Source organism: Priestia sp. FSL W8-0524, assembly GCF_038005965.1.
GTDB classification, from domain to species: domain Bacteria; phylum Bacillota; class Bacilli; order Bacillales; family Bacillaceae_H; genus Priestia; species Priestia zanthoxyli.
In genome coordinates this window covers 4,671,104-4,692,686 of the sequence record NZ_JBBOUG010000001.1, presented here as the reverse complement: position 1 = coordinate 4,692,686, position 21,583 = coordinate 4,671,104, and the positions used below count along the sequence as shown (strand labels likewise).

19 protein-coding genes, 1 tRNA gene and 1 other RNA gene are annotated in these 21,583 nt (G+C 39.6%); 16 read left to right on the top strand and 5 right to left on the bottom strand.

Annotation, left to right across the window (positions count from 1 at the left end):
• Window positions 1-7 precede the first annotated feature (7 nt).
• Window positions 8-262, top strand: coding sequence for an HPr family phosphocarrier protein (locus NST66_RS24590; RefSeq protein WP_013059708.1), 255 nt, complete (start codon window positions 8-10; stop codon window positions 260-262).
• Between the two features lie 34 nt (window positions 263-296).
• Here the strand turns inward: NST66_RS24590 and clpP are convergent, their stop codons facing one another.
• On the bottom strand, window positions 297-884 hold the full coding sequence (clpP, locus tag NST66_RS24585; RefSeq protein ID WP_013059707.1) for an ATP-dependent Clp endopeptidase proteolytic subunit ClpP: 588 nt from the start codon (window positions 882-884) through the stop codon (window positions 297-299).
• Between the two features lie 220 nt (window positions 885-1,104).
• Here clpP and NST66_RS24580 point away from each other — a divergent pair.
• The 15 genes from NST66_RS24580 (at window position 1,105) to ssrA (ending at window position 16,347) form a co-directional block, all read left to right on the top strand.
• Window positions 1,105-1,176 (top strand) — tRNA-Arg (locus NST66_RS24580).
• Between the two features lie 201 nt (window positions 1,177-1,377).
• The gene (locus NST66_RS24575) at window positions 1,378-2,052 is read left to right on the top strand and encodes a hypothetical protein (RefSeq protein WP_028412049.1); all 675 of its coding nucleotides are present in this window, start codon (window positions 1,378-1,380) and stop codon (window positions 2,050-2,052) included.
• A gap of 286 nt (window positions 2,053-2,338) precedes the next feature.
• Window positions 2,339-3,649, top strand: coding sequence for an RNA polymerase factor sigma-54 (gene rpoN, locus NST66_RS24570; protein ID WP_028412050.1), 1,311 nt, complete (start codon window positions 2,339-2,341; stop codon window positions 3,647-3,649).
• A gap of 12 nt (window positions 3,650-3,661) precedes the next feature.
• On the top strand, window positions 3,662-3,910 hold the full coding sequence (locus NST66_RS24565; protein ID WP_033580423.1) for a glutaredoxin family protein: 249 nt from the start codon (window positions 3,662-3,664) through the stop codon (window positions 3,908-3,910).
• Window positions 3,911-4,043: 133 nt separating this feature from the next.
• Window positions 4,044-5,072 (top strand): sugar-binding transcriptional regulator, encoded by a 1,029-nt coding sequence (locus tag NST66_RS24560; protein ID WP_014457838.1) that lies wholly within the window; start codon window positions 4,044-4,046, stop codon window positions 5,070-5,072.
• A gap of 46 nt (window positions 5,073-5,118) precedes the next feature.
• The gene (gap, locus tag NST66_RS24555; protein WP_014457839.1) at window positions 5,119-6,126 is read left to right on the top strand and encodes a type I glyceraldehyde-3-phosphate dehydrogenase; all 1,008 of its coding nucleotides are present in this window, start codon (window positions 5,119-5,121) and stop codon (window positions 6,124-6,126) included.
• 309 nt (window positions 6,127-6,435) lie between these two features.
• Window positions 6,436-7,620, top strand: coding sequence for a phosphoglycerate kinase (locus NST66_RS24550; RefSeq protein ID WP_028412053.1), 1,185 nt, complete (start codon window positions 6,436-6,438; stop codon window positions 7,618-7,620).
• Window positions 7,621-7,795: 175 nt separating this feature from the next.
• Window positions 7,796-8,551 carry a triose-phosphate isomerase gene (gene tpiA / locus NST66_RS24545; RefSeq protein WP_013085385.1) on the top strand — a complete coding sequence of 252 codons (756 nt, stop codon included), beginning with the start codon at window positions 7,796-7,798 and terminating at the stop codon, window positions 8,549-8,551.
• On the top strand, window positions 8,551-10,083 hold the full coding sequence (gpmI, locus tag NST66_RS24540; protein ID WP_028412054.1) for a 2,3-bisphosphoglycerate-independent phosphoglycerate mutase: 1,533 nt from the start codon (window positions 8,551-8,553) through the stop codon (window positions 10,081-10,083). Before tpiA ends, gpmI begins: the two co-directional genes overlap by 1 nt.
• Before the next feature lie 24 nt (window positions 10,084-10,107).
• Entirely contained in the window at window positions 10,108-11,403 is a 1,296-nt protein-coding gene (gene eno, locus NST66_RS24535; protein WP_028412055.1) for a phosphopyruvate hydratase, read from the top strand.
• A gap of 208 nt (window positions 11,404-11,611) precedes the next feature.
• The gene (gene secG / locus NST66_RS24530; protein WP_014457843.1) at window positions 11,612-11,845 is read left to right on the top strand and encodes a preprotein translocase subunit SecG; all 234 of its coding nucleotides are present in this window, start codon (window positions 11,612-11,614) and stop codon (window positions 11,843-11,845) included.
• 268 nt (window positions 11,846-12,113) lie between these two features.
• Window positions 12,114-12,854 (top strand): alpha/beta hydrolase, encoded by a 741-nt coding sequence (locus tag NST66_RS24525; RefSeq protein ID WP_028412056.1) that lies wholly within the window; start codon window positions 12,114-12,116, stop codon window positions 12,852-12,854.
• 38 nt (window positions 12,855-12,892) lie between these two features.
• Window positions 12,893-15,235 (top strand): ribonuclease R, encoded by a 2,343-nt coding sequence (rnr, locus tag NST66_RS24520; protein WP_028412057.1) that lies wholly within the window; start codon window positions 12,893-12,895, stop codon window positions 15,233-15,235.
• Between the two features lie 145 nt (window positions 15,236-15,380).
• Window positions 15,381-15,848, top strand: a complete 468-nt coding sequence (smpB, locus tag NST66_RS24515) for an SsrA-binding protein SmpB (protein WP_013059694.1) — start codon at window positions 15,381-15,383, stop codon at window positions 15,846-15,848.
• 137 nt (window positions 15,849-15,985) lie between these two features.
• Window positions 15,986-16,347, top strand: a transfer-messenger RNA (tmRNA) gene (gene ssrA, locus NST66_RS24510).
• Window positions 16,348-16,501: 154 nt separating this feature from the next.
• Here ssrA and modB read toward each other — a convergent pair.
• From modB to fdhF, 4 genes are all read right to left on the bottom strand, one after another.
• Window positions 16,502-17,158, bottom strand: a complete 657-nt coding sequence (gene modB / locus NST66_RS24505) for a molybdate ABC transporter permease subunit (RefSeq protein ID WP_034264255.1) — start codon at window positions 17,156-17,158, stop codon at window positions 16,502-16,504.
• Between the two features lie 7 nt (window positions 17,159-17,165).
• Window positions 17,166-17,963 (bottom strand): molybdate ABC transporter substrate-binding protein, encoded by a 798-nt coding sequence (gene modA, locus NST66_RS24500; RefSeq protein WP_033580425.1) that lies wholly within the window; start codon window positions 17,961-17,963, stop codon window positions 17,166-17,168.
• Window positions 17,964-18,087: 124 nt separating this feature from the next.
• Entirely contained in the window at window positions 18,088-18,567 is a 480-nt protein-coding gene (locus tag NST66_RS24495; RefSeq protein ID WP_033580426.1) for a DUF1641 domain-containing protein, read from the bottom strand.
• Window positions 18,568-18,578: 11 nt separating this feature from the next.
• A complete protein-coding gene (fdhF, locus tag NST66_RS24490; RefSeq protein WP_154992145.1) occupies window positions 18,579-21,518 on the bottom strand; it encodes a formate dehydrogenase subunit alpha in 2,940 nt (979 codons plus the stop codon).
• Between the last annotated feature and the right edge of the window lie 65 nt (window positions 21,519-21,583).

The following is a 21,583-nucleotide window of genomic DNA, read 5'->3' as shown; positions in this document are numbered from 1 at the left end:
TTTTATCATGGAAAAACAAGTAGAAGTAAAATTAAAAACGGGATTACAAGCTCGTGTTGCGGCACTATTCGTGCAAGAAGCAACTCGTTTTACATCTGATGTGTACTTGAAGAAAGATGAGAAAGTAGTCAACGCTAAAAGTATCATGGGGTTAATGAGCTTAGCGATTAATAACGGTTCTCTTATTACGCTCATTGTTGAAGGGGTAGATGAAAAAGAAGCAATGGATGCGTTAGTCGCTTACGTAGAGAACGATGCATAAAAAAGCCTTTCCCAAAGTGGGAAAGGCTTTTTTCTTATTTAGGGTCGTTTTCTAATACTTTGTCAATTAGACCGTATTCTAAAGCGCGTTCAGCAGTCATGAAATTATCACGATCTGTATCACGTTGTAGCACTTCTAACGGTTGACCTGTACGCTCAGCTAAAATTGAATTTAGTTTTTCACGTAAGAATAGAATACGTTTTGCCGCAATTTCGATTTCAGTAGCTTGTCCTTGAGCACCACCAAGAGGTTGATGAATCATTACTTCGCTGTTTGGAAGAGCAAAACGTTTGCCCTTTTCACCAGCAGCCAGTAAGAAAGCACCCATTGATGCAGCCATACCGATACAAATTGTAGAAACTTTTGGCTTAATGAATTGCATCGTATCATAGATAGCCATTCCAGCTGTAATAGAGCCACCTGGGCTGTTGATATAAAGTGAGATATCTTTTTCTGGGTCTTCAGCAGCTAAGAATAGAAGCTGAGAAACGATCGAGTTAGCTACATTATCATCAATAGCACTACCTAAAATAATAATGCGGTCTTTTAATAAACGTGAATAAATGTCATAAGCACGTTCACCACGGTTTGTTTGTTCAATAACTGTAGGAATTAAGTTCATATTAAATTCCTCCTTAACAAGAATAATTTGTTATGTACCTATAATACACGTATGGTCAATAAAGGTCAAACAAAAGAACCTCTACTACACATATTCGCTTAAAAGACTATGTATTCCTCTTTAACATTATTAAAATTTTTCCCCCTTCTAAAAAAAATAAACGTAGTATTCTATTGAAAAGAGAAGTTTTCTCTCCTATAATGGAAGTTGTGACAAATATGCCCTCGTAGTGTAGTGGATAGCACAAGAGATTCCGGTTCTCTTAGGGTGGGTTCGAATCCTGTCGAGGGCGTCTTAAAACGTTGCGGATTACGCAACGTTTTTTATTTTGAGTAAAAAGGCTCATCTTCTCAAAAAATAATATTTATTTTCCTTCTATAACCCTTTATACGCGTAAGGAAGCAAGAAATTAATTCCATTGTACCGGTTGCGGAATTTGTCAGAATACTATAAAACAGTATATAAGGAAAAGAAACACGGAGGAGGAATAAATATGAAATACATGAACAAACTTTTCATTGTCAGTGCATCGGTAGCCCTATTACTATCTGCATGCGGGACGAACGAAGATTCTGCTCAGCCGAAGTCTAATGATCAAGCAGAAAATGTTCAGCAGGATACAGCTTCTAAATCTGATCAAACATCAGGCGCTGCAAAAGAAGAGTCGAAAAAAGATGCGGATTCTGCTGAGGTCTCAGCCGAACCTTCAGGAAGTCAATCATCGACTAGCGAAACGGCGGAAGGTGGACAGTCAAGGTCTTCTTCAGAAACAAAACTAACAAAAAGCCCAGAACAAGATTATTCTATTCAAGTAATGGACGGCTATAAACTAACGGGTGAAGAACCTGGAAAAGATGCGTTAGTGTTAACTTCAGATGATTCTCAATTTATGCGTATTGAAATGCTTTCATCAGAAGCATCGCTGGATGACGCTGCTCAATCTGTTAAACAAACGGCAACAGCAGTTAATAAAAATGCAGCAGAGAAAAAGAATCTTGAAGAGAATGGAATCTTCAAAGATTCTGTTTGGTATGAAGCCACATCTGGCGATCATACGGTAAACGCCGTGTTGGTTAAAGGAAAGAAACCAATGAAGCTAACCATTTTTACGAAAAATGACGCAGAAAACTTAGACAAGTTTATGCAAATGGCACAAACTATTCAATAAGCAATTCTTCTATATATTATACAAATGCAGAAAATTCGACATGACGAAGAAAACGTCATGTCGAATTAGTACTCGGATCATGTAGTAGGCGCGAATTATAATGAAAAGTTATAAAGGTGTATAGCTCTATTACTTTTTTGATGGTTAGTAACTAAAAATAGGATGAAATGCTTCGTTAACAAAGGTTGACGGAGATTTTTTGATGAAAAAATTACATATAAAAAATAGTTACATGCTCTTTGAAAGCGTTTTTATAGTAAAATAGATGAAGGGGAGGGGAGAAATAATGGAGATTGGATTATTTCAGCAGCAGTCGTTAAAACTGACGATGTCAAAAGAATTATCACAAGCTATTTCTCTTTTACAATATTCATCGATGGATATTGTAGCGTTTTTACATGAGCAGGCGCTTCAAAATCCGCTTATAGATTTTTCAGAGCTGCCCGTCAATACATCTCACAATCAAAAAAATCATGCAACTTCTGATTCAACAGATTATATGAGCAGTATACCAGCTCCTAAAGAAACGCTGTACGAACATTTAATGAATCAATCCGCATTATTAAAATTAGATGAATGTGAGCAGGCAGCCGTTGAGTTTGTTATTCATAGTCTGGATGATGCTGGCTATTTGCACGATGAGTTAATCATACTTGCTAACCAGCTTGGCCAAGATCAAGAGCAGGTTGAAAAGGCTCTTCAACTTGTGCAGCAGATGGACCCGGCAGGAGTAGGGGCGAGAAGTTTGCAGGAGTGCTTAATGCTCCAATTAAAAAGAAGTAATCAATGGACAGAAAAAATAGAGCAAATTTTGACACATCACTTTGAGGAATTTGCTTATAAAAAATGGATGAAAATCTCAAAGTTATGTCAAATCTCACTTGAAGCTCTTCAACAATTACATGAACAGATTAAGAAATTAAATCCTCGTCCTGGATCATTTTATATGAAGTCCAATGAACGATTCATTGTACCGGATTTTATTGTGAAAATTGAAGATGGAAATGTCGTTGCTTATGCAAATGAGGATTTGGAACCTCGTCTTTCAGTGAACGAACAATACAAACTTCAGCTGAAAAATAAGCAGAACCAAGAAATGTTTTCTTATTTGCAAGAGAAATATCGTGAATTTCAATGGATTATGAAAAGTTTACACACACGCAAAGACACATTAAACGCATTAATGAATACTTTACTCGTTGAACAAGAAGCATTTTTTAAAAAGGGCCCTTCGTATTTGAAGCCGTTAACGATGAAGGAAGTAGCGGAACAAACCTCTGTGCATGAATCAACGATTAGCCGTGCTACTCGGCACAAATATATTCAAACGCCTTTTGGCACCTTTTCAATGAAATCTTTTTTCTCAACTAGTATTCAACTGGGCAACAACGAAGCGACTTCTACAACTCACGTAAAAGAACTGCTTAAAAAGCTAGTATCAGAAGAAAACAAACAGCGTCCGCTTTCAGATCAGCAGTTGGCTAACGTCTTGCAAAGCAATTATAACGTTACTATTTCAAGAAGAACGGTAGCCAAATATCGAGACCAATTAAACGTTCTACCATCCAGTCAACGAAAACTTTTTGTCACGCAGTAAAGGAGTGGGAATGTGGAAGTCGTACTATATACCAAAAATGGCTGTCATTTATGCGATGATGCAAAGAAGCTGCTTGCAGAGATGCAGTCTGAGTTTCCCTTTCAGCTTATGGAACGAGATATTTACAAAAACGATGAGTGGCTGGAAAAGTATCACCTTGCGATTCCTGTAGTAGAAATGGATGGAGAAGAAGTGGAATATGGAAAAATAACAGGTATTCCATTAAGAAAACGCTTACTTTTAAAAATAGGCAACACATGAGTTGAATAAAGGATTCACTCCTGTTAGAATAGATTTTGTAGCGGGGTGAATTTTTTTTACGCAAGGTGGGACATAATATGTCTATATGGGACAAAATATGTCCAGCAAGTTTATGCCTTAAGGGGATTTTAACATGCGTTCTTTAATAGAAGTACAACGAAAATTATTACCTGAACTTCTCTCAGTTATGCAAAAGCGCTATCAAATCTTGCAATACATACGTTTAATGCAGCCGATTGGCCGCAGAAACTTAGCTGTAAGCCTTGGGCTAACAGAGCGTGTGTTACGAAGCGAAGTAACATTCTTAAAAGAACAAGATTTGATTGACATTTACCCTAGTGGGATGACGCTTACAAACGAGGGAGAACTACTTCTAGCTGAGTTAGAAGAAGTAATGAAGGAAGTTTCAGGACTTCGATTATTGGAAACAACATTAAAAGAGGCGTTTTCTTTATCAGAAGTTGTTGTTGTATCTGGAGATAGTGATCAGTCTCCTTGGGTCAAAAATGAAATGGGTCGAGCATCTGTTTCGTGTATCAAGGAGCGCCTTGTTGGTGAAAAAAATACCGTTGCTGTTACAGGTGGTACAACGCTTGCCGCCGTTGCCGAAATGATGACACCTGATTCAAAACACCCTGATGTACTTTTTGTACCTGCTCGCGGAGGGCTAGGTGAAAATGTACAAAACCAAGCAAACACGATTTGTGCTAAGATGGCTGAAAAGTCCATGAGTCACTATCGCTTGCTTCATGTTCCAGATCAGCTTAGTGATGAAGCATACCGATCCATTATCGGTGAGCCATCTATTAAAGACATGCTTCATTTAATCAAGTCCGCTGGTATGGTTGTTCACGGAATAGGAGACGCTATGACAATGGCAGAACGCCGTAAAACACCACAAGCTGACTTAGAAAAAGTGAAAAATGGACATGCTGTAGGTGAGGCATTTGGATACTATTTTAATCATCAAGGCGAAGTTGTTCATAAAGTTAAAACAGTTGGCATACAACTCGATGATTTAAAGAACAATAAATGTGTTATTGCTGTTGCAGGAGGTTCATCAAAAGCAAAGGCAATTAAAGCGTTTATGCAACAAGCGCATGATTCGATTCTCATTACAGATGAAGGCGCCGCAAAAGAGTTAGTAAGGGATTTTAATTAATCCCTCATATAAAAAAATACTTTTTACATTCAAGGAGGAAATACCCATGGCAGTAAAAATTGGTATTAACGGATTTGGTCGTATCGGCCGTAATGTATTCCGCGCAGCTTTAAAAAATGATAACGTTGAAGTAGTAGCAATCAACGACTTAACAGATGCTAACATGCTTGCTCACCTTTTAAAATATGATTCTGTACACGGAAAATTAGATGCAGAAGTAGTAGTAGATGGTAGCAACTTAGTAGTAAACGGTAAAACAATCGAAATCTCTGCTGAACGCGACCCAGCTCAATTATCTTGGGGCAAACAAGGCGTAGAAGTTGTTGTTGAATCTACTGGATTCTTCACAAAACGCGCTGACGCTGCAAAACACTTAGAAGCAGGAGCTAAAAAAGTAATTATCTCTGCTCCAGCATCTGATGAAGACATCACAATCGTAATGGGTGTTAACGAAGACAAATACGATGCAGCTAACCACAACGTAATTTCAAATGCTTCTTGTACAACTAACTGCTTAGCGCCATTTGCTAAAGTGTTAAACGACAAGTTCGGTCTTAAACGCGGAATGATGACAACAGTTCACTCTTACACAAACGACCAACAAATCTTAGACTTACCACACAAAGATTACCGTCGTGCTCGTGCAGCTGCTGAAAACATCATCCCAACTTCAACTGGTGCTGCTAAAGCTGTATCTCTAGTATTACCTGAATTAAAAGGTAAATTAAACGGTGGAGCTATGCGTGTTCCAACTCCAAACGTTTCTTTAGTAGACTTAGTTGCTGAACTTGATAAAGAAGTAACTGTTGAAGATGTAAACAACGCTCTTAAAGAAGCTGCTGAAGGCGATCTTAAAGGCATCCTTGGTTACAGCGAAGAGCCACTAGTATCTGGTGACTACAATGGTAACATCAACTCTTCTACAATCGATGCATTATCTACAATGGTAATGGAAGGTAACATGGTTAAAGTTATCTCTTGGTACGATAACGAGAGCGGATATTCTAACCGTGTAGTAGACCTTGCTCAATACATCGCTGCTAAAGGACTATAAGAATAACTTAAAATTCGCTTCTATTTGATTCAATAAGACAGAAATCGACTAGACTTTCCTTTTTTATTGGATATCTGAAAATAGAACGACTATAATAAGACTTGCTAAGGAAGAGAGGGGCATACCCCCTCTTCCTTGATTTATGTATTGGCTTCTACATGAAAAAGCGTCATAAACAGCTAACTCGAGTTTCACTTTATATAGAAAGGCGCCAATATATAAAATGAAATGTACGTTGGTTTGTGGATTGATGATTACATAGAAGCCTACTTGCTTAGTACCATAAATACTTAAGGAGGCCTTTTAACGATGAACAAAAAAACGTTGAAAGACATCGATGTAAAAGGAAAGCGAGTATTTTGTCGCGTAGACTTTAACGTACCAATGAAAGACGGAAAAGTAACAGACGAAACTCGTATTCGTGCAGCTGTTCCTACTATTCAATATTTAGTAGAACAAGGTGCAAAAGTAATTTTAGCTAGCCATCTTGGACGTCCAAAAGGCGAAGTTGTTGAAGAATTACGTCTAAATGCTGTTGCAGAACGTTTACAAGCTCTTCTTGGTAAAGACGTTGCAAAAGCTGACGAAGCTTTTGGTGAAGAAGTAAAGAAAACAATCGACGGCATGAGCGAAGGCGATGTTTTAGTACTTGAAAACGTACGTTTTTACCCAGGCGAAGAGAAAAACGATCCTGAATTAGCAAAAGCGTTTGCTGAATTAGCAGATGTATACGTAAACGATGCATTCGGTGCAGCTCACCGTGCGCATGCTTCAACAGAAGGAATTGCTCAACACATTCCAGCAGTAGCAGGTTTCTTAATGGAAAAAGAGCTTGATGTGCTTTCAAAAGCATTATCGAACCCAGAACGTCCATTTACTGCAATCGTTGGTGGAGCAAAAGTTAAAGACAAAATCGGTGTAATTGACCACTTACTTGATAAAGTAGATAACTTAATCATCGGTGGAGGACTTTCTTACACATTTATTAAGGCGCTAGGCCATGAAGTAGGTAAATCACTTCTTGAAGAAGACAAGATTGAACTTGCAAAATCTTTCATGGAAAAAGCTAAGAAAAACGGAGTAAACTTCTACATGCCAGTGGACGTGGTAGTAGCAGATGACTTCTCAAATGATGCTAATATTCAAGTTGTATCAATTGAAAACATTCCAAGCGATTGGGAAGGCTTAGACGCAGGACCGAAAACGCGTGAAATCTATGCTGACGTAATCAAAAACTCTAAGTTAGTTATTTGGAATGGACCAATGGGTGTATTTGAATTAGACGCATTTGCTAATGGAACAAAAGCAGTAGCTGAAGCTTTAGCAGAAGCAACTGACACATATTCAGTAATCGGCGGAGGAGACTCTGCAGCAGCTGTTGAAAAATTCAACCTAGCTGATAAAATGAGCCATATTTCTACAGGTGGCGGTGCGTCACTAGAGTTTATGGAAGGTAAAGAACTTCCAGGCGTAGTTGCACTAAACGATAAGTAAGTTTATGTTTCAGTAAGACGGAGGACCGACCTGACGACTGATAATATAAATAATTATCAAGCAGCGAAGAAGGATGACCAAGAGATAAAAGGGACCGAATCACTTTTAACAGCACCCTCTTGGACATCTAACGCGTGAAGTGAAAACCCACAATAAACAAAGGACGGTGTTACACATGCGTAAACCAATTATTGCAGGAAACTGGAAAATGAATAAAGTACTTTCTGAAGCAACTAGCTTTGTTGAAGAAGTAAAAGGAGCAGTACCATCTCCTGAAAGCGTAGATTCAGTAGTATGTGCACCTGCACTATTTTTAGATCGTTTAGTAGAAGCGACTAAAGGCACAGACTTAAAAATTGGTGCACAAAACATGCACTTCGAAGAAAACGGTGCGTTCACTGGAGAAGTGAGCCCTGTTGCATTAGCAGACCTAGGTGTGAACTACGTAATTTTAGGACACTCTGAACGTCGTGAAATGTTTGCTGAAACGGACGAAACAGTAAACCAAAAAACAATTGCTGCATTCAAACACGGTTTAACACCAATCGTTTGCTGCGGTGAAACAAACGAAGAGTATGAACAAGACCAAACAAAAACAGTTGTAGCTAATCAAGTACAAAAAGCATTAGCTGGTCTAACTGATGAGCAAGTAAAACAAACGGTTATCGCATATGAGCCAATCTGGGCAATCGGTACAGGTAAATCTTCAACTGCTGAAGGTGCAAACGAAGTTTGTGCATACATCCGTAGCGTTGTTGCAGAACAATTCTCTCAAGATGTTGCAGATGCTGTACGTATTCAATACGGCGGTAGCGTAAAACCTGCTAATATTAAAGAATATATGTCTCAATCAGACATTGACGGAGCTTTAGTAGGTGGAGCAAGCTTAGAAGCAGATTCTTTCTTACAGCTTTTGGAGGCTGGTAAGTAATGAGTAAAAAGCCAGTAGCATTAATCATCTTAGATGGTTTTGCATTACGCGATGAAGATAAAGGTAATGCGGTAACACATGCAAAAAAACCAAACTTCGACCGTTTCTGGAACGAGTATCCTCATGCTACACTTCAGGCGTCTGGAGAAGCTGTAGGCTTACCGGAAGGCCAAATGGGTAACTCTGAAGTAGGTCACTTAAACATCGGTGCAGGCCGAATTGTGTACCAAAGCTTAACTCGTGTAAACGTAGCAATTCGTGAAGGCGAGTTTGAACAAAACGAAACGCTTGTAGCAGCTGTAAAGCACGCAAAAGAAAAGGGTACAAACCTTCATCTTTTCGGACTTTTATCTGATGGCGGTGTACACAGTCATATCGAACATCTTTATGCATTATTGCGTCTAGCTAAGAGTGAAGGCTTAGAAAAAGTCTACATTCATGGGTTCTTAGATGGTCGTGACGTAGCACCTCAATCTGCTGAAACGTATTTAAAAGAACTTAATGAAAAAATTGAAGAGTACGGCGTTGGGGAAATTGCAACACTTTCAGGACGTTACTACTCAATGGACCGCGACAAACGCTGGGAGCGCGTAGAGAAATCATACCGCGCAATGGTGTACGGTGAAGGTCCATCATATACAAGCGCTGAAGAGTGCGTAAAAGATTCATATGAAAATGGAATCTATGACGAATTCGTTTTACCTTCTGTTATTACAAAGGAAGACGGATCGCCAGTTGCGACAATTCAAGACGAAGATGCAGTCATTTTCTACAACTTCCGTCCCGATCGCGCAATTCAAATTTCAAATACGTTCGCAAACGAAGATTTCCGCTCATTTGATCGCGGTGAGAAACATCCGAAAAACTTACATTTTGTATGTCTAACTCACTTCAGCGAAACAGTTGACGGATATGTAGCCTTTAAGCCAATTAACTTAGATAATACGCTTGGTGAAGTATTATCTCAAAATAACTTAAAGCAGCTTCGTATTGCTGAAACGGAAAAATATCCTCACGTAACGTTCTTTATGAGCGGTGGACGTGAAGCAGAGTTTCCTGGTGAAACACGTATCTTAATCGATTCACCAAAAGTAGCAACATATGACTTGAAACCTGAGATGAGTGCTTATGAAGTGACGGACGCGTTGCTTGCAGAAATCGAGGGCGACAAGCAGGACGCTATTTTATTAAACTTTGCAAACCCTGATATGGTAGGTCATTCAGGTATGTTAGAACCAACGGTAAAAGCGATTGAAACAGTAGATGAGTGCTTAGGCAAAATTGTAGATGCAATTTTAGCTAAAGGCGGTACAGCAATTATCACAGCAGACCATGGTAATGCTGATGAAGTGATTACACTTGAAGGTAATCCAATGACGGCTCATACAACGAATCCTGTTCCGGTAATTGTAACAAAACAAGGCTTAGAGCTTCGTGAAGACGGTATTCTAGGGGATCTAGCTCCTACAATGCTTACTCTTCTAGATGTAGCACAGCCAAAAGAAATGACAGGTAAAACATTAATTAAATAATTAATTATAAAGGAGAGTTTTAAAATGCCAACAATTCTTGACATTTATGCACGCGAAGTATTAGATTCTCGCGGTAACCCAACAGTTGAAGTAGAAGTATATACTGAATCAGGCGCTTTCGGACGCGCAATCGTACCAAGTGGTGCTTCTACTGGTGAACACGAAGCAGTAGAATTACGCGATGGTGACAAATCTCGCTACCTAGGTAAAGGTGTATTAAAAGCAGTAGAAAACGTAAACGAAATTATCGCTCCTGAATTAGTAGGTATGGACGCAACTGATCAAATCGGTATCGACCGCCTTATGATTGAGCTAGATGGTACGGAAAACAAAGGTAAATTAGGTGCTAACGCTATCCTTGGTGTATCTATGGCAGTAGCTCACGCAGCAGCTGATTTCGTAGGTCTTCCATTATATCGTTACCTTGGTGGATTCAACGCGAAGCAATTACCAACTCCAATGATGAACATCATCAACGGTGGTTCTCATGCTGATAACAACGTTGACTTCCAAGAGTTCATGATTTTACCTGTAGGAGCTCCTACATTCAAAGAAGCAATCCGTATGGGTGCTGAAGTATTCCACGCGTTAAAATCTGTTTTATCTGCAAAAGGCTTAAACACAGCTGTAGGTGACGAAGGTGGATTCGCTCCAAACCTTGGTTCTAACCGTGAAGCATTAGAAGTAATTGTTGAAGCAATCGAAAAAGCTGGCTACAAAGCTGGTCAAGACATCCAATTAGGTATGGACGTTGCTTCTTCTGAATTCTTCAACAAAGAAACTGGTAAATATGACTTAGCAGGCGAAGGTCGTACAGGCGTAACTTCTGCTGAAATGGTAGATTTCTACGAGCAGTTAGTTAACGAATTCCCAATCGTTTCAATCGAAGACGGTTTAGACGAAAATGACTGGGATGGTCACAAGCTATTAACTGAGCGCATTGGCGGCAAAGTACAGCTTGTTGGTGACGATTTATTCGTAACAAACACGAAAAAACTTTCTCAAGGTATCGAACAAGGCGTAGGTAACTCTATCCTTATCAAAGTTAACCAAATCGGTACATTAACTGAAACGTTCGAAGCTATTGAAATGGCTAAACGTGCTGGTTACACAGCAGTAGTTTCTCACCGTTCTGGTGAAACTGAAGATGCAACAATCGCTGATATCGCTGTTGCAACAAATGCTGGTCAAATCAAAACTGGTTCTATGAGCCGTACAGACCGTATTGCGAAATACAACCAATTACTACGTATCGAAGACGAGCTAGGTGTTCTAGCTGTATACGATGGCGCTAAATCTTTCTACAACTTAAAAAAATAAGTTGAAATCATAAAAAACGGATGACGATTGTCATCCGTTTTTTTATGTTAAAATCCGGTGTATTTCGCTGTCATTACTTGTATGAGAGGGTTTTTTATGATAAATTAACCTTAGCGTAGTGCGCGTACTTTATCCCCGGTAATGCCAATCAGAAGGGATGAAGAAACCCCGCTGATTGACTATTACTTGGTGTAGGAGGTGTGTCTTAGTGCATACATTGCTGATTACTTTGCTAGTGATTGTTTCAATTGCATTGATTGTTGTGGTCGTTTTACAATCAAGCAAAACTACTGGATTATCTGGAGCTATTTCCGGTGGAGCTGAAACGTTATTTGGAAAACAAAAAGCACGTGGAATTGACTTAGTTTTACACCGTTTGACAGTAGTGTTATCTATCTTATTCTTTGCGTTAACACTTGCTGTATCTTATTTCAAACTTTAATATGTTACTGGATAGACTGCCACCTAATGCATACGTACTTGGTGTATACCAACTTATGTATTAGGTGGCTTTTTTAATGGGCGTGTTGAATACTTTAATTTCATTTTTAAGTAATGATATAATATAGCTTTAGAAAAAAGTACTAAATATAGTATAAAAGCGTAAAAGTTGACGGACACATCTCTTGATATGTGATGACCGTCACATAAATACATGTTTTTTTCTATTATGACTGCAGATATTATAACTAAAAGGAGTTAAATGATATATGAAAATTGCACAACCAAAGCCATTTACATTTGAAGGCGGCGAAAAGGCTGTTTTATTACTTCACGGTTTTACCGGAAATTCTGCTGATGTTCGTATGTTAGGTCGTTTTTTAGAGAAAAAAGGATACACATGCCACGCACCTCACTATAAAGGACACGGTGTAGCGCCTGAAGAGCTTGTTCATACTGGTCCAAAAGATTGGTGGAAAGATGTCATGGAAGGCTATGAGTTTTTGAAAAGTAAAGGCCATGAAAGTATTGCCGCTGTAGGTCTTTCACTAGGTGGCGTATTTTCACTGAAATTAGGTTACACTGTACCTATAAAGGGTATTGTGCCTATGTGCGCGCCTATGTATATAAAGAGTGAAGAAGTCATGTATGAAGGTGTTTTAGCGTATGCACGCGAATATAAAAAGCGTGAAGGTAAATCGTCTGAACAGATTGAACAAGAAATGGAAGAGTTCAAACAAACACCAATGAACACGTTAAAGTCTTTACAGGAATTAATCGCTGAAGTGCGAAATTCAGTTGATATGATTTATGCACCGACATTTGTTGTACAAGGTCGTCATGATCATATGATTAATACAGACAGCGCCAATATTATTTATAATAGCGTCGAGTCTCCTACAAAAGATATAAAGTGGTACGAAGAATCTGGTCATACCATTACCTTTGATAAAGAGCGAGATCAGCTTCACGAGGATGTATATGCATTTTTGGAATCACTTGATTGGTAATAGAGATAATACGAATAAGGAAAAAGGAGGGACATGATGTGAAAGAAGAAAATCAGCCCTATATGAATGAAATATTGGATTTTATGAAAAGGGATAATTACAAACCTTTGACTGTCCAAGAGCTTGCAAAAGAATTTAATACGGAGGATGCAGAGTCATTCAAAGAGTTTGTTAAGGCACTTGTTATTATGGAAGAGAAGGGTTTAATTATCCGAGCAAGAAATGACCGCTACGGGCTGCCGGAACAAATGAATTTTGTCAAAGGGAAAGTAAGCGGACATGCAAAAGGGTTTGCGTTCGTAGTTCCTGAAGAAAAAGATGCGGGTGATGTATTTATTCCCCCTACTGAAACAAACAATGCTATGCACGGAGATATTGTGCTTGCAAGAGTGTTATCAGAATCATCAGGTGCTCGTCGTGAAGGAACCATTGTAAAAATCTTAGAACGAGGTACCCAGCAAATTGTAGGTACGTATACGCAAAGCAAGAATTTCGGCTTTGTGATTGCGGATGACAAAAAAATTGCAGGTGATATCTTTATTCCCAAAGCAGCAAGAAACGGTGCAGTTGAAGGCCATAAAGTAGTAGTAGAGCTCACAACCTATCCGGAAGGCCGCATGAATGCAGAAGGAAAAGTTGTTCAAATTCTTGGACATAAAAACGATCCGGGGATCGATATCATTTCTGTTATCCATAAGCACGGTCTTCCTCAAGAATTTCCTGCTGACGCTTTAACGCAAGCAATTGATACACCTGAGACGATTGATGAAAAAGATATCGGTAACCGTCGCGATCTTCGGGATCAAGTTATTGTAACCATTGACGGAGCAGATGCAAAAGATTTGGATGACGCTGTAACGGTTACAGAGCTTGAAAACGGAAACTACAAATTAGGTGTTCATATTGCAGATGTAAGTCACTACGTTAAAGAAGGTTCTCCGATTGATGTAGAAGCAGCAGAGCGCGGAACAAGCGTCTATTTAGTAGACCGAGTTATTCCGATGATTCCTCACCGTTTATCTAACGGAATCTGCTCATTAAATCCAAAAGTTAACCGTTTTACACTTTCTTGTGAGATGGAAATTAATCCACAAGGTGAAGTAGTAAAACATGAGATTTTTGAAAGTGTCATCAAAACGACAGAACGAATGACGTATTCAGATGTGAACAAAATCTTAGTGGATAAAGATGAAGAAGTGTTAGAACGCTACGAGCCAATCGTTCCGATGTTTGAGCGTATGGAAAAGCTGGCAGCTATTCTTCGTAAAAAGAGAATGGATCGCGGTGCCATTGATTTTGATTTCAAAGAAGCAAAAGTATTGGTAGATGATGATGGACATCCTCACGATGTTATTTTGCGTGAACGTTCAGTTGCTGAAAAGCTAATCGAAGAATTTATGCTGGCGGCGAATGAAACAGTAGCAGAACATTTTCACTGGATGAACGTACCGTTTATTTATCGTATTCATGAAGATCCAGATGCAGAGAAGCTTACTCGTTTCTTAGAGTTTATTACAAACTTTGGTTATACAGTGAAAGGGACAGGCAACGATATTCATCCGCGTGCGCTGCAAGATATTTTAGAAGAAGTAAAGGGTACGCCTGAAGAGATGGTTATTTCAACTGTTATGCTTCGTTCGATGAAACAAGCGAAATATGAAGCAGAAAGTTTAGGCCACTTTGGTTTATCAGCTGAATTCTATACGCATTTTACGTCTCCAATCCGTCGTTATCCGGATTTAATCGTTCATCGTCTCATTCGTACGTATTTAATTGAAGGAAAAACAGATCAGCAAACGCAAGAAAAATGGCGCGAGCTTCTGCCTGATGTTGCTGAGCATTCTTCTAATATGGAACGTCGTTCAGTTGACGCTGAGCGAGAAACGGACGATATGAAAAAAGCTGAGTTTATGGCTGATAAAGTTGGGGAAGTATTCAATGGTATTATTAGCTCTGTTACAAACTTTGGGATGTTCGTGGAGCTAGAAAATACGATTGAAGGGTTAGTTCATGTTAGTGACTTAACGGATGACTATTATCGTTACGACGAACGTCATTATGCGATGATTGGAGAAAGAACGGGCAACGTCTTCCGAATTGGAGACGAAATTGAAGTGAAAGTTGCCGATGTGAATAAAGACGAGCGTTCAGTGGACTTTGTTATTGTGGGAATGAAAGAAGGCCGCAAACGCTTATCTAAAGATCGTCCTAAAGTGATTAAGGCAAAACAAAAGTCACGCAAAGACGATAAAGGAAAAGGTCGAGAGGGCAGCCGAAGCAAAAATGAAGAGTGGTCTACTCAAAAACCAAAGAAGAAAAAGAAAAAAAGATTCTTCGAAGGCGCTCCAAACGTTAAGCGTAAAAAGAAAAAGCGCAAATAATCGACAGCAGTGAAGCAGAAGGATAGACCTTCTGCTTCAAAACAGCTCTATTAAACGTTTTAGTTGTTGTTTAGATTTCCATACAGTAAAATGATACATAATATCATACATATACGTAAGTACGGCTGAAGGGAAGGAACGTTTTATGCCAAAAGGTGAAGGGAAATTAATTGCACAAAACAAAAAAGCCCGCCACGACTTTTTTATTGAAGAAACATATGAGACGGGTATTGTTCTACAAGGAACGGAAATTAAATCAATTCGTAATGGTCGTGTGAATTTAAAGGACTCTTTTGCTCGTGTGCAAAACGGAGAAGTATTTTTACACAATATGCACGTTAGTCCTTACGAACAAGGAAATCGATACAATCATGAGCCACTTCGTACACGAAAGCTATTGCTGCATAAACGCGAAATCAGCAAGCTAATTGGCTATTCAAAAGAAACAGGTTATTCACTAGTTCCGTTAAAAGTGTATTTGAAAAATGGATACGCAAAGGTTTTACTAGGGCTTGGTAAGGGTAAAAAGAAATATGATAAGCGTGAAGACTTAAAGCGTAAAGAAGCCAAGCGTGATATCGAACGAGCATTTCGTGATCGTCAAAAGATGTAAAATTACAAAATCTTACAATTGCAAAATGCTCATTTTGTGATATAATAAATATTGTTATCAGTTAGATTTCATTTTGCACACTGAAGTCGCTATCTGATGTAAGAATTTTTCTTACACATTCCGACTCCCTTTTATATGGGGACGTTACGGATTCGACAGGGATAGTTCGAGCTTAGGTTGCGAGTCGAGGAGATGGCCTCGTTAAAACATCAACGCCAATAATAACTGGCAAATCTAACAATAACTTCGCTTTAGCTGCATAATAGTAGCTTAGCGGTTCCTCCCTCCATCGCCCATGTGGTAGGGTAAGGGACTCACTTTAAGTGGGCTACGCCGGAGTTCGCCGTCTGAGGACGAAGGAAGAGAATAATCAGACTAGCGACTGGGACGCCTGTTGGTAGGCAGAACAGCTCGCGAATGATCAATATGCCAACTACACTCGTAGACGCTTAAGTGGCGATATTTCTGGACGTGGGTTCGACTCCCACCGTCTCCACCAAATACATATTTTTGGTGGCTTACCTTACTTATAACAGGAGCTAATCAAATGTATGATCTACATTTGATTAGCTCCTTTTTAATTTATGATGTATGTAAAATTGAAAAAGCGGTACAAAAGTAAAAGGATGCCTCTTTGTGTAAGAGGCATCCTTTTACTTTTGTTTAAGCTGAACAAAAAGCAGCATAAGAAAGGAAAGAAAGACGATCGAGATAACCCATAGCCAAGCGAGATTCATGTTTCCAGAGTCAATCGCGACGTAGATAGCGGTAGGAACAGTTTGAGTTTCACCTGGAATATTGCCAGCAAACATCAAAGTGGCTCCAAATTCTCCGAGTGCTCTTGCCAGACTTAACACACCTCCTGTTACGATAGCTTTAGAAGCTAAAGGAATGGAAATAAAGAAAAAGACTTTCCATTCGCTTGCACCATCTACTCGAGCTGCGTCTTCAATTTCATGATCAACGCCTTGGAAGCCCGTTTTGGCAGATTGATACATAAGGGGAAACGCAACGACAACGGATGCAATAACAGCTGCCCACCACGTAAAAATAACGGGTTGTTGAAAGACCCATTCAATTGCTCGGCCGAGTAGGCTGTGTTTTCCGAATATGACAATCAATAAAAACCCAACAACGGACGGAGGCAGGACCAATGGTAGCATCAACACCGTTTCAACCATCACTTTTCCCTTAAAGTGTTTCCTTGATAACAGTTTTCCTATAACAGTGCCTAGAATAATCACGACAAATCCCGCTACTAATGCAATTTTAAGCGATAGCTGAAGAGGAGATAAAAACTCTTGAATCATAGCAATCTCAATTCGCAGTGAAACCGTATTTTTTAAACGTGTTAAGAGCCGTCTTACTTTGTAAAAATTGATAAAAATCCTTTGCTTCTTGTGGATGTTTCGAATCCTTAATAACGCCTACAGGATATACAATTGGTTTGTGAGTGCTATGATCTGCAGTGGCGACAATCTTCACTTTTTTTGAAATCAACGCATCGGTTTTATAAACAACTCCAGCTTCAACGTTTCCTGTCTCCACATAGGAAAGCACCTGGCGTACGTCTTTTGCATAGACGGTTTTAGGCTCAATGTTTGTCCACAGATTCATGTGTTCAAAAGTCTCTTTTGCATACTGTCCGGCAGGAACGGATTCCGGTATGCCAAGTGAAATTTTTTGAACAGCAGGCTTTGATAGATCTTCAAAATTTTTGATGGCAGCCGAATTATTCTTTGGGACGATAAGCACAAGATCGTTGCCAACCAAGTCAGTTCCATTTTCTTTAGAAATAACTCCTGACTTTACCAGTGCATCAAACTTATCTTCCGCTGCTGAAAAAAACAAATCAGCCGGTGCGCCGTTTTCGATTTGCTGTTGCAGCGAGCCTGAAGCCCCAAAATTAAATTTTAAGTCGACATTCGGATGCTTTGTTTCATATTGCTTTTGAATATCGGTAAGCGCATCTTTTAAGCTGGCTGCAGCGGATATCGTTAAGCTGACGTTTTGGTGCTGAGCCGCTGATTGACTCGTATTTGTTCCGTTCGAACAAGCAGCAGTAAACATAATTAAAAATAATAGTGCGAATAAGGGTTTAAAGTATTGTTGCATCGTGTCACCTCAATTAGTTTTAGTAGAGCAATTTAGTATAACTATATCACGTTCACTTAGAAAAGGACTTCCTAAAAAGAAAACAGCGACTTGAAAGGGAAAAACTTTCAAGTCGCTGCCTTATTTACTCTTCCAACGCTTTGCCCATTCCTTTTAAAAAGTGAAGTCCAAATCCAATTGCACGATTAACATCTGGATCATTTAGCGCTTTTATAAGAGCTAACGCACTTACTTTTTTTCCTGTTTTTACATATTCATTTGCTTCGTTCATACCAGCTGTTGCACTGTTCACAAGTTTAGCAGTTACCTCTGGGTCTGCCTTCATCAAACCGCTGCTTGCACCCATAAGGGTATTAATTAAATTGGTTACGGGTTCTCTAGAAATTTGATGAAGCGCAATTTTTGAGATTTTTTCTTTTGCTTGAATCATTGAATCAGCAGCTTCAAGAACACCCATGTCGTTAAGTTCTCCGACAATACCGAGAATACGATTCAGCGCTTCTTCATTATCTGCCAGCAGAGAAGTCAAGTCTTCTAATTTTTGCTGTTTTTTTTCTTCCTCGCTTAGAAGAGGCTTTTTAATTTCTGTAATAGGTTGTGCCATCTTTTCTCCTCCTATTTACTTGTTAAATGGACGTAGCCAGGACGATTCCATTTACGCTGAACCTCGACCCCATTTTGAGGATGACGTTTTTTGTTACGCGGATTTGTAGACGGTAAAGGCGTTTTTCCACCTTTGCTTAATACTTCCATCCGTACTTTTGTTTGTTTGTAAGCCGGCGTATTTGTTCGTTGGTCGACTGCAGGTCCCGTCAAGAAGTTAATAGCCGAATCTTTATGAACGGAGTGCATCGGAAGATACAGCTCATTTGCTTTTACTCGCTCTGTAATTAATGCCTGTACTTTTACTGCTCCAAACGGTGAGATTAATCTGACAAGCGAACCGTCTTCAATTTCACGCTCCTTGGCAAGCTGAGGTGAAATTTCTACAAATACTTCCGGTACCTTTGATTGAATACCGCTCGATTTATTGGTCATATTCCCTTCATGAAAATGTTCTAACATTCGTCCGTTATTAATGTGCAAATCATATTCCTCTGGAAATTCAGCAGGAAGAACCCAATCTGATAAAGCAAAGCGCGCTTTTTTATCTGGGAAATTAAACCCATCGACGTAAAGTAAAGGCGTGCTTTTCCCCTCTAAGCTCCCCCATAAGAAGCTATCCCAGCCTTCAAGGTTTTCGTAGCTGGCTTGGCTGAACAGAGGTGATAGACTAGCCATTTCTGAAAAGATGTCACCAGGGTGTGTATACGTCCAATTTGCACCTAAGCGGTTTGCAATCTCTTGAACAATCCACCAATCCGGCTTCGAATCACCAAGCGTTGGCAATGCTTGATACAATCTTTGTACGCGTCGCTCCGTATTGGTAAACGTTCCGTCTTTTTCAAGAGAAGGAACAGCAGGGAGTACAACATCAGCATATTGAGCCGTTCTTGAAAGGAAAATGTCTTGGACAACAAAAAAATCTAGATTTGATAATATTTCGTGTACGTGATTAGCGTTCGAATCGACAAGAGCCATATCTTCTCCTACAAGGTACATAGCTTTCATTTTTCCTTCATCAATTGAATGAAGCATTTGGATATTATCAAGACCCGGCTTGTCTTTAATTTTCACGCCGTATGCTTTTTCAAATTTTTCTCGAGCGACTGAGTCCGTGACGTGCTGATAACCTGGAAGCCAAGCGGGAAGAGTTCCCATATCGCATGCGCCTTGCACGTTATTGTGGCCTCGGAGTGGATAAGCGCCTGCACCAGGGCGTCGATAGTTTCCAGTAGCAAGCAACAGGTTTGAGATAGCCGCTGATGTATCAGAGCCTCCTGTATTTTGCGTCACGCCCATACCCCACAGCACACAGGTTCCATCGGCGTCTCGAATCATTTCAGCTATTTGAATGAGTGTTGCTGCTGAAATACCCGTAATTTGTTCAGCATATTCAAGCGTGTACTTTTCAAGTGAAAAGTTAAAGTCTTCAAAATAGTTGACGTTTTCTTGGATAAATTTTTCGTTGTGCCATCCTTGATCAATCATGTATTTTGTTACAGCCATTAGCCATACTTGGTCCGTACCTTGTTTTGGACTGATAAAAATGTCAGAGCGTTCAGCCATTTCGTTTTTGCGCAAATCTGCGACGATTAGTTTTTGGTCATGAAGCTTATGCGCGCGTTTGATACGAGTTGCTAATACAGGGTGACCTTCGGCAGGGTTAGCTCCAACGATGATAACCAGTCCAGCTTTTGCGATGTCTTTTATCGTGCCGGCATCGCCTCCCATTCCGACTGTTCGAAATAATCCATCGGTTGCAGGAGACTGACAGTAGCGAGAACAGTTGTCTACGTCATTTGTTTCAAACATTTGGCGAGCCAGCTTTTGAATAACATAGTTTTCTTCGTTTGTAATCTTAGAAGAAGAGATAAAACCAACGGATCCATGTCCGTACTGCTGATTGATGGAGTTTAACCTGCTTGCTACTAAATCGAGCGCTTCTTCCCATGACGACTCTACAAATGCGCCATTTTTTCGGATTAAAGGCTTAGTAATACGTTTTTCAGAGTTTACAAAATCCCAGCCGAATTTTCCTTTCACACAGGTTGAAATAGCGTTTGCGGGAGCATCTGAGCTAGGTTGAACTTTAAGGATTTCGCGGCCTTTTGTCCACACTTCAAATGAACATCCAACTCCGCAAAATGTACAGACGGTTTTTGTTTTTTTCGTCCGAGTTTCACGCATAGCTGCTTCCACCTCTGAAACAGCAAAAATTCCGCTGTACCCTGGTTCCACTTCTTTAACTAAATCAATCATTGGATTCAAAACGCTTTTTGGAAGTCCGGTCATGAATCCAGCTTCTCCGAGCATAGATTTTTCCATTAAGGCATTACAAGGGCATACTGTTACACATTGACCGCAGCTCACACAAGAAGATTCATTGATTGCTACACCATCATCCCAGAGAACGCGGGGACGTTTCGCTTCCCAGTCGATAGAGAGCGTTTCATTAACTTGAAGATTTTGACAAACCTCTACACATTGTCCACAAGCAATGCATTGATTAGGGTCATAACGGTAAAACGGATGAGACATATCGACTTCATCCTCTGAGGCCTTTGGCGTATAGGGGTATTTTTGATGTTCAATCTCCATCATTTCGGCTGTATTATGTAAATTACAGTTTCCGTTGTTATTATCGCAAACGGTGCAGTATAGCAAATGATTTTCTAATAAGCGATCCATTGCTTCCGTCTGTGCCGCTTTTGCGGGTGCTGATTGTAATTCAATCTTCATGCCGTTTTCAGCTTTTGTAGAACAAGAACGAACTAACTCGCCATTCATTTCAACAATACATGTGTCACAAGTTTGAATAGGGTCTACTTCAGGCACATAACAAATCTGAGGATGCTCGATGTTTTGCTGGTTAATAATTTCGAGTATGGTAGAACCTGAAGCTGCCTTGTATTCGTTGCCATTTATATGAACAGTGATGATTTCACGACTCATTTGTTTTCCTCCTTTATATAAAACAAAAAACCACCATGAATACACATGCCTAATTAAATAAGGGA

Excerpts from the sequence above, each read along its gene's own strand:
- NST66_RS24590 (WP_013059708.1), top strand. The coding sequence starts at position 8 with ATGGAAAAACAAGTAGAAGTAAAATTAAAAACGGGATTACAAGCTCGT.
- clpP (WP_013059707.1), bottom strand. The coding sequence starts at position 884 with ATGAACTTAATTCCTACAGTTATTGAACAAACAAACCGTGGTGAACGT.
- NST66_RS24575 (WP_028412049.1), top strand. The coding sequence starts at position 1,378 with ATGAAATACATGAACAAACTTTTCATTGTCAGTGCATCGGTAGCCCTA.
- rpoN (WP_028412050.1), top strand. The coding sequence starts at position 2,339 with ATGGAGATTGGATTATTTCAGCAGCAGTCGTTAAAACTGACGATGTCA.
- NST66_RS24560 (WP_014457838.1), top strand. The coding sequence starts at position 4,044 with ATGCGTTCTTTAATAGAAGTACAACGAAAATTATTACCTGAACTTCTC.
- gap (WP_014457839.1), top strand. The coding sequence starts at position 5,119 with ATGGCAGTAAAAATTGGTATTAACGGATTTGGTCGTATCGGCCGTAAT.
- NST66_RS24550 (WP_028412053.1), top strand. The coding sequence starts at position 6,436 with ATGAACAAAAAAACGTTGAAAGACATCGATGTAAAAGGAAAGCGAGTA.
- tpiA (WP_013085385.1), top strand. The coding sequence starts at position 7,796 with ATGCGTAAACCAATTATTGCAGGAAACTGGAAAATGAATAAAGTACTT.
- gpmI (WP_028412054.1), top strand. The coding sequence starts at position 8,551 with ATGAGTAAAAAGCCAGTAGCATTAATCATCTTAGATGGTTTTGCATTA.
- eno (WP_028412055.1), top strand. The coding sequence starts at position 10,108 with ATGCCAACAATTCTTGACATTTATGCACGCGAAGTATTAGATTCTCGC.
- NST66_RS24525 (WP_028412056.1), top strand. The coding sequence starts at position 12,114 with ATGAAAATTGCACAACCAAAGCCATTTACATTTGAAGGCGGCGAAAAG.
- smpB (WP_013059694.1), top strand. The coding sequence starts at position 15,381 with ATGCCAAAAGGTGAAGGGAAATTAATTGCACAAAACAAAAAAGCCCGC.
- modB (WP_034264255.1), bottom strand. The coding sequence starts at position 17,158 with ATGATTCAAGAGTTTTTATCTCCTCTTCAGCTATCGCTTAAAATTGCA.
- modA (WP_033580425.1), bottom strand. The coding sequence starts at position 17,963 with ATGCAACAATACTTTAAACCCTTATTCGCACTATTATTTTTAATTATG.
- NST66_RS24495 (WP_033580426.1), bottom strand. The coding sequence starts at position 18,567 with ATGGCACAACCTATTACAGAAATTAAAAAGCCTCTTCTAAGCGAGGAA.
- fdhF (WP_154992145.1), bottom strand. The coding sequence starts at position 21,518 with ATGAGTCGTGAAATCATCACTGTTCATATAAATGGCAACGAATACAAG.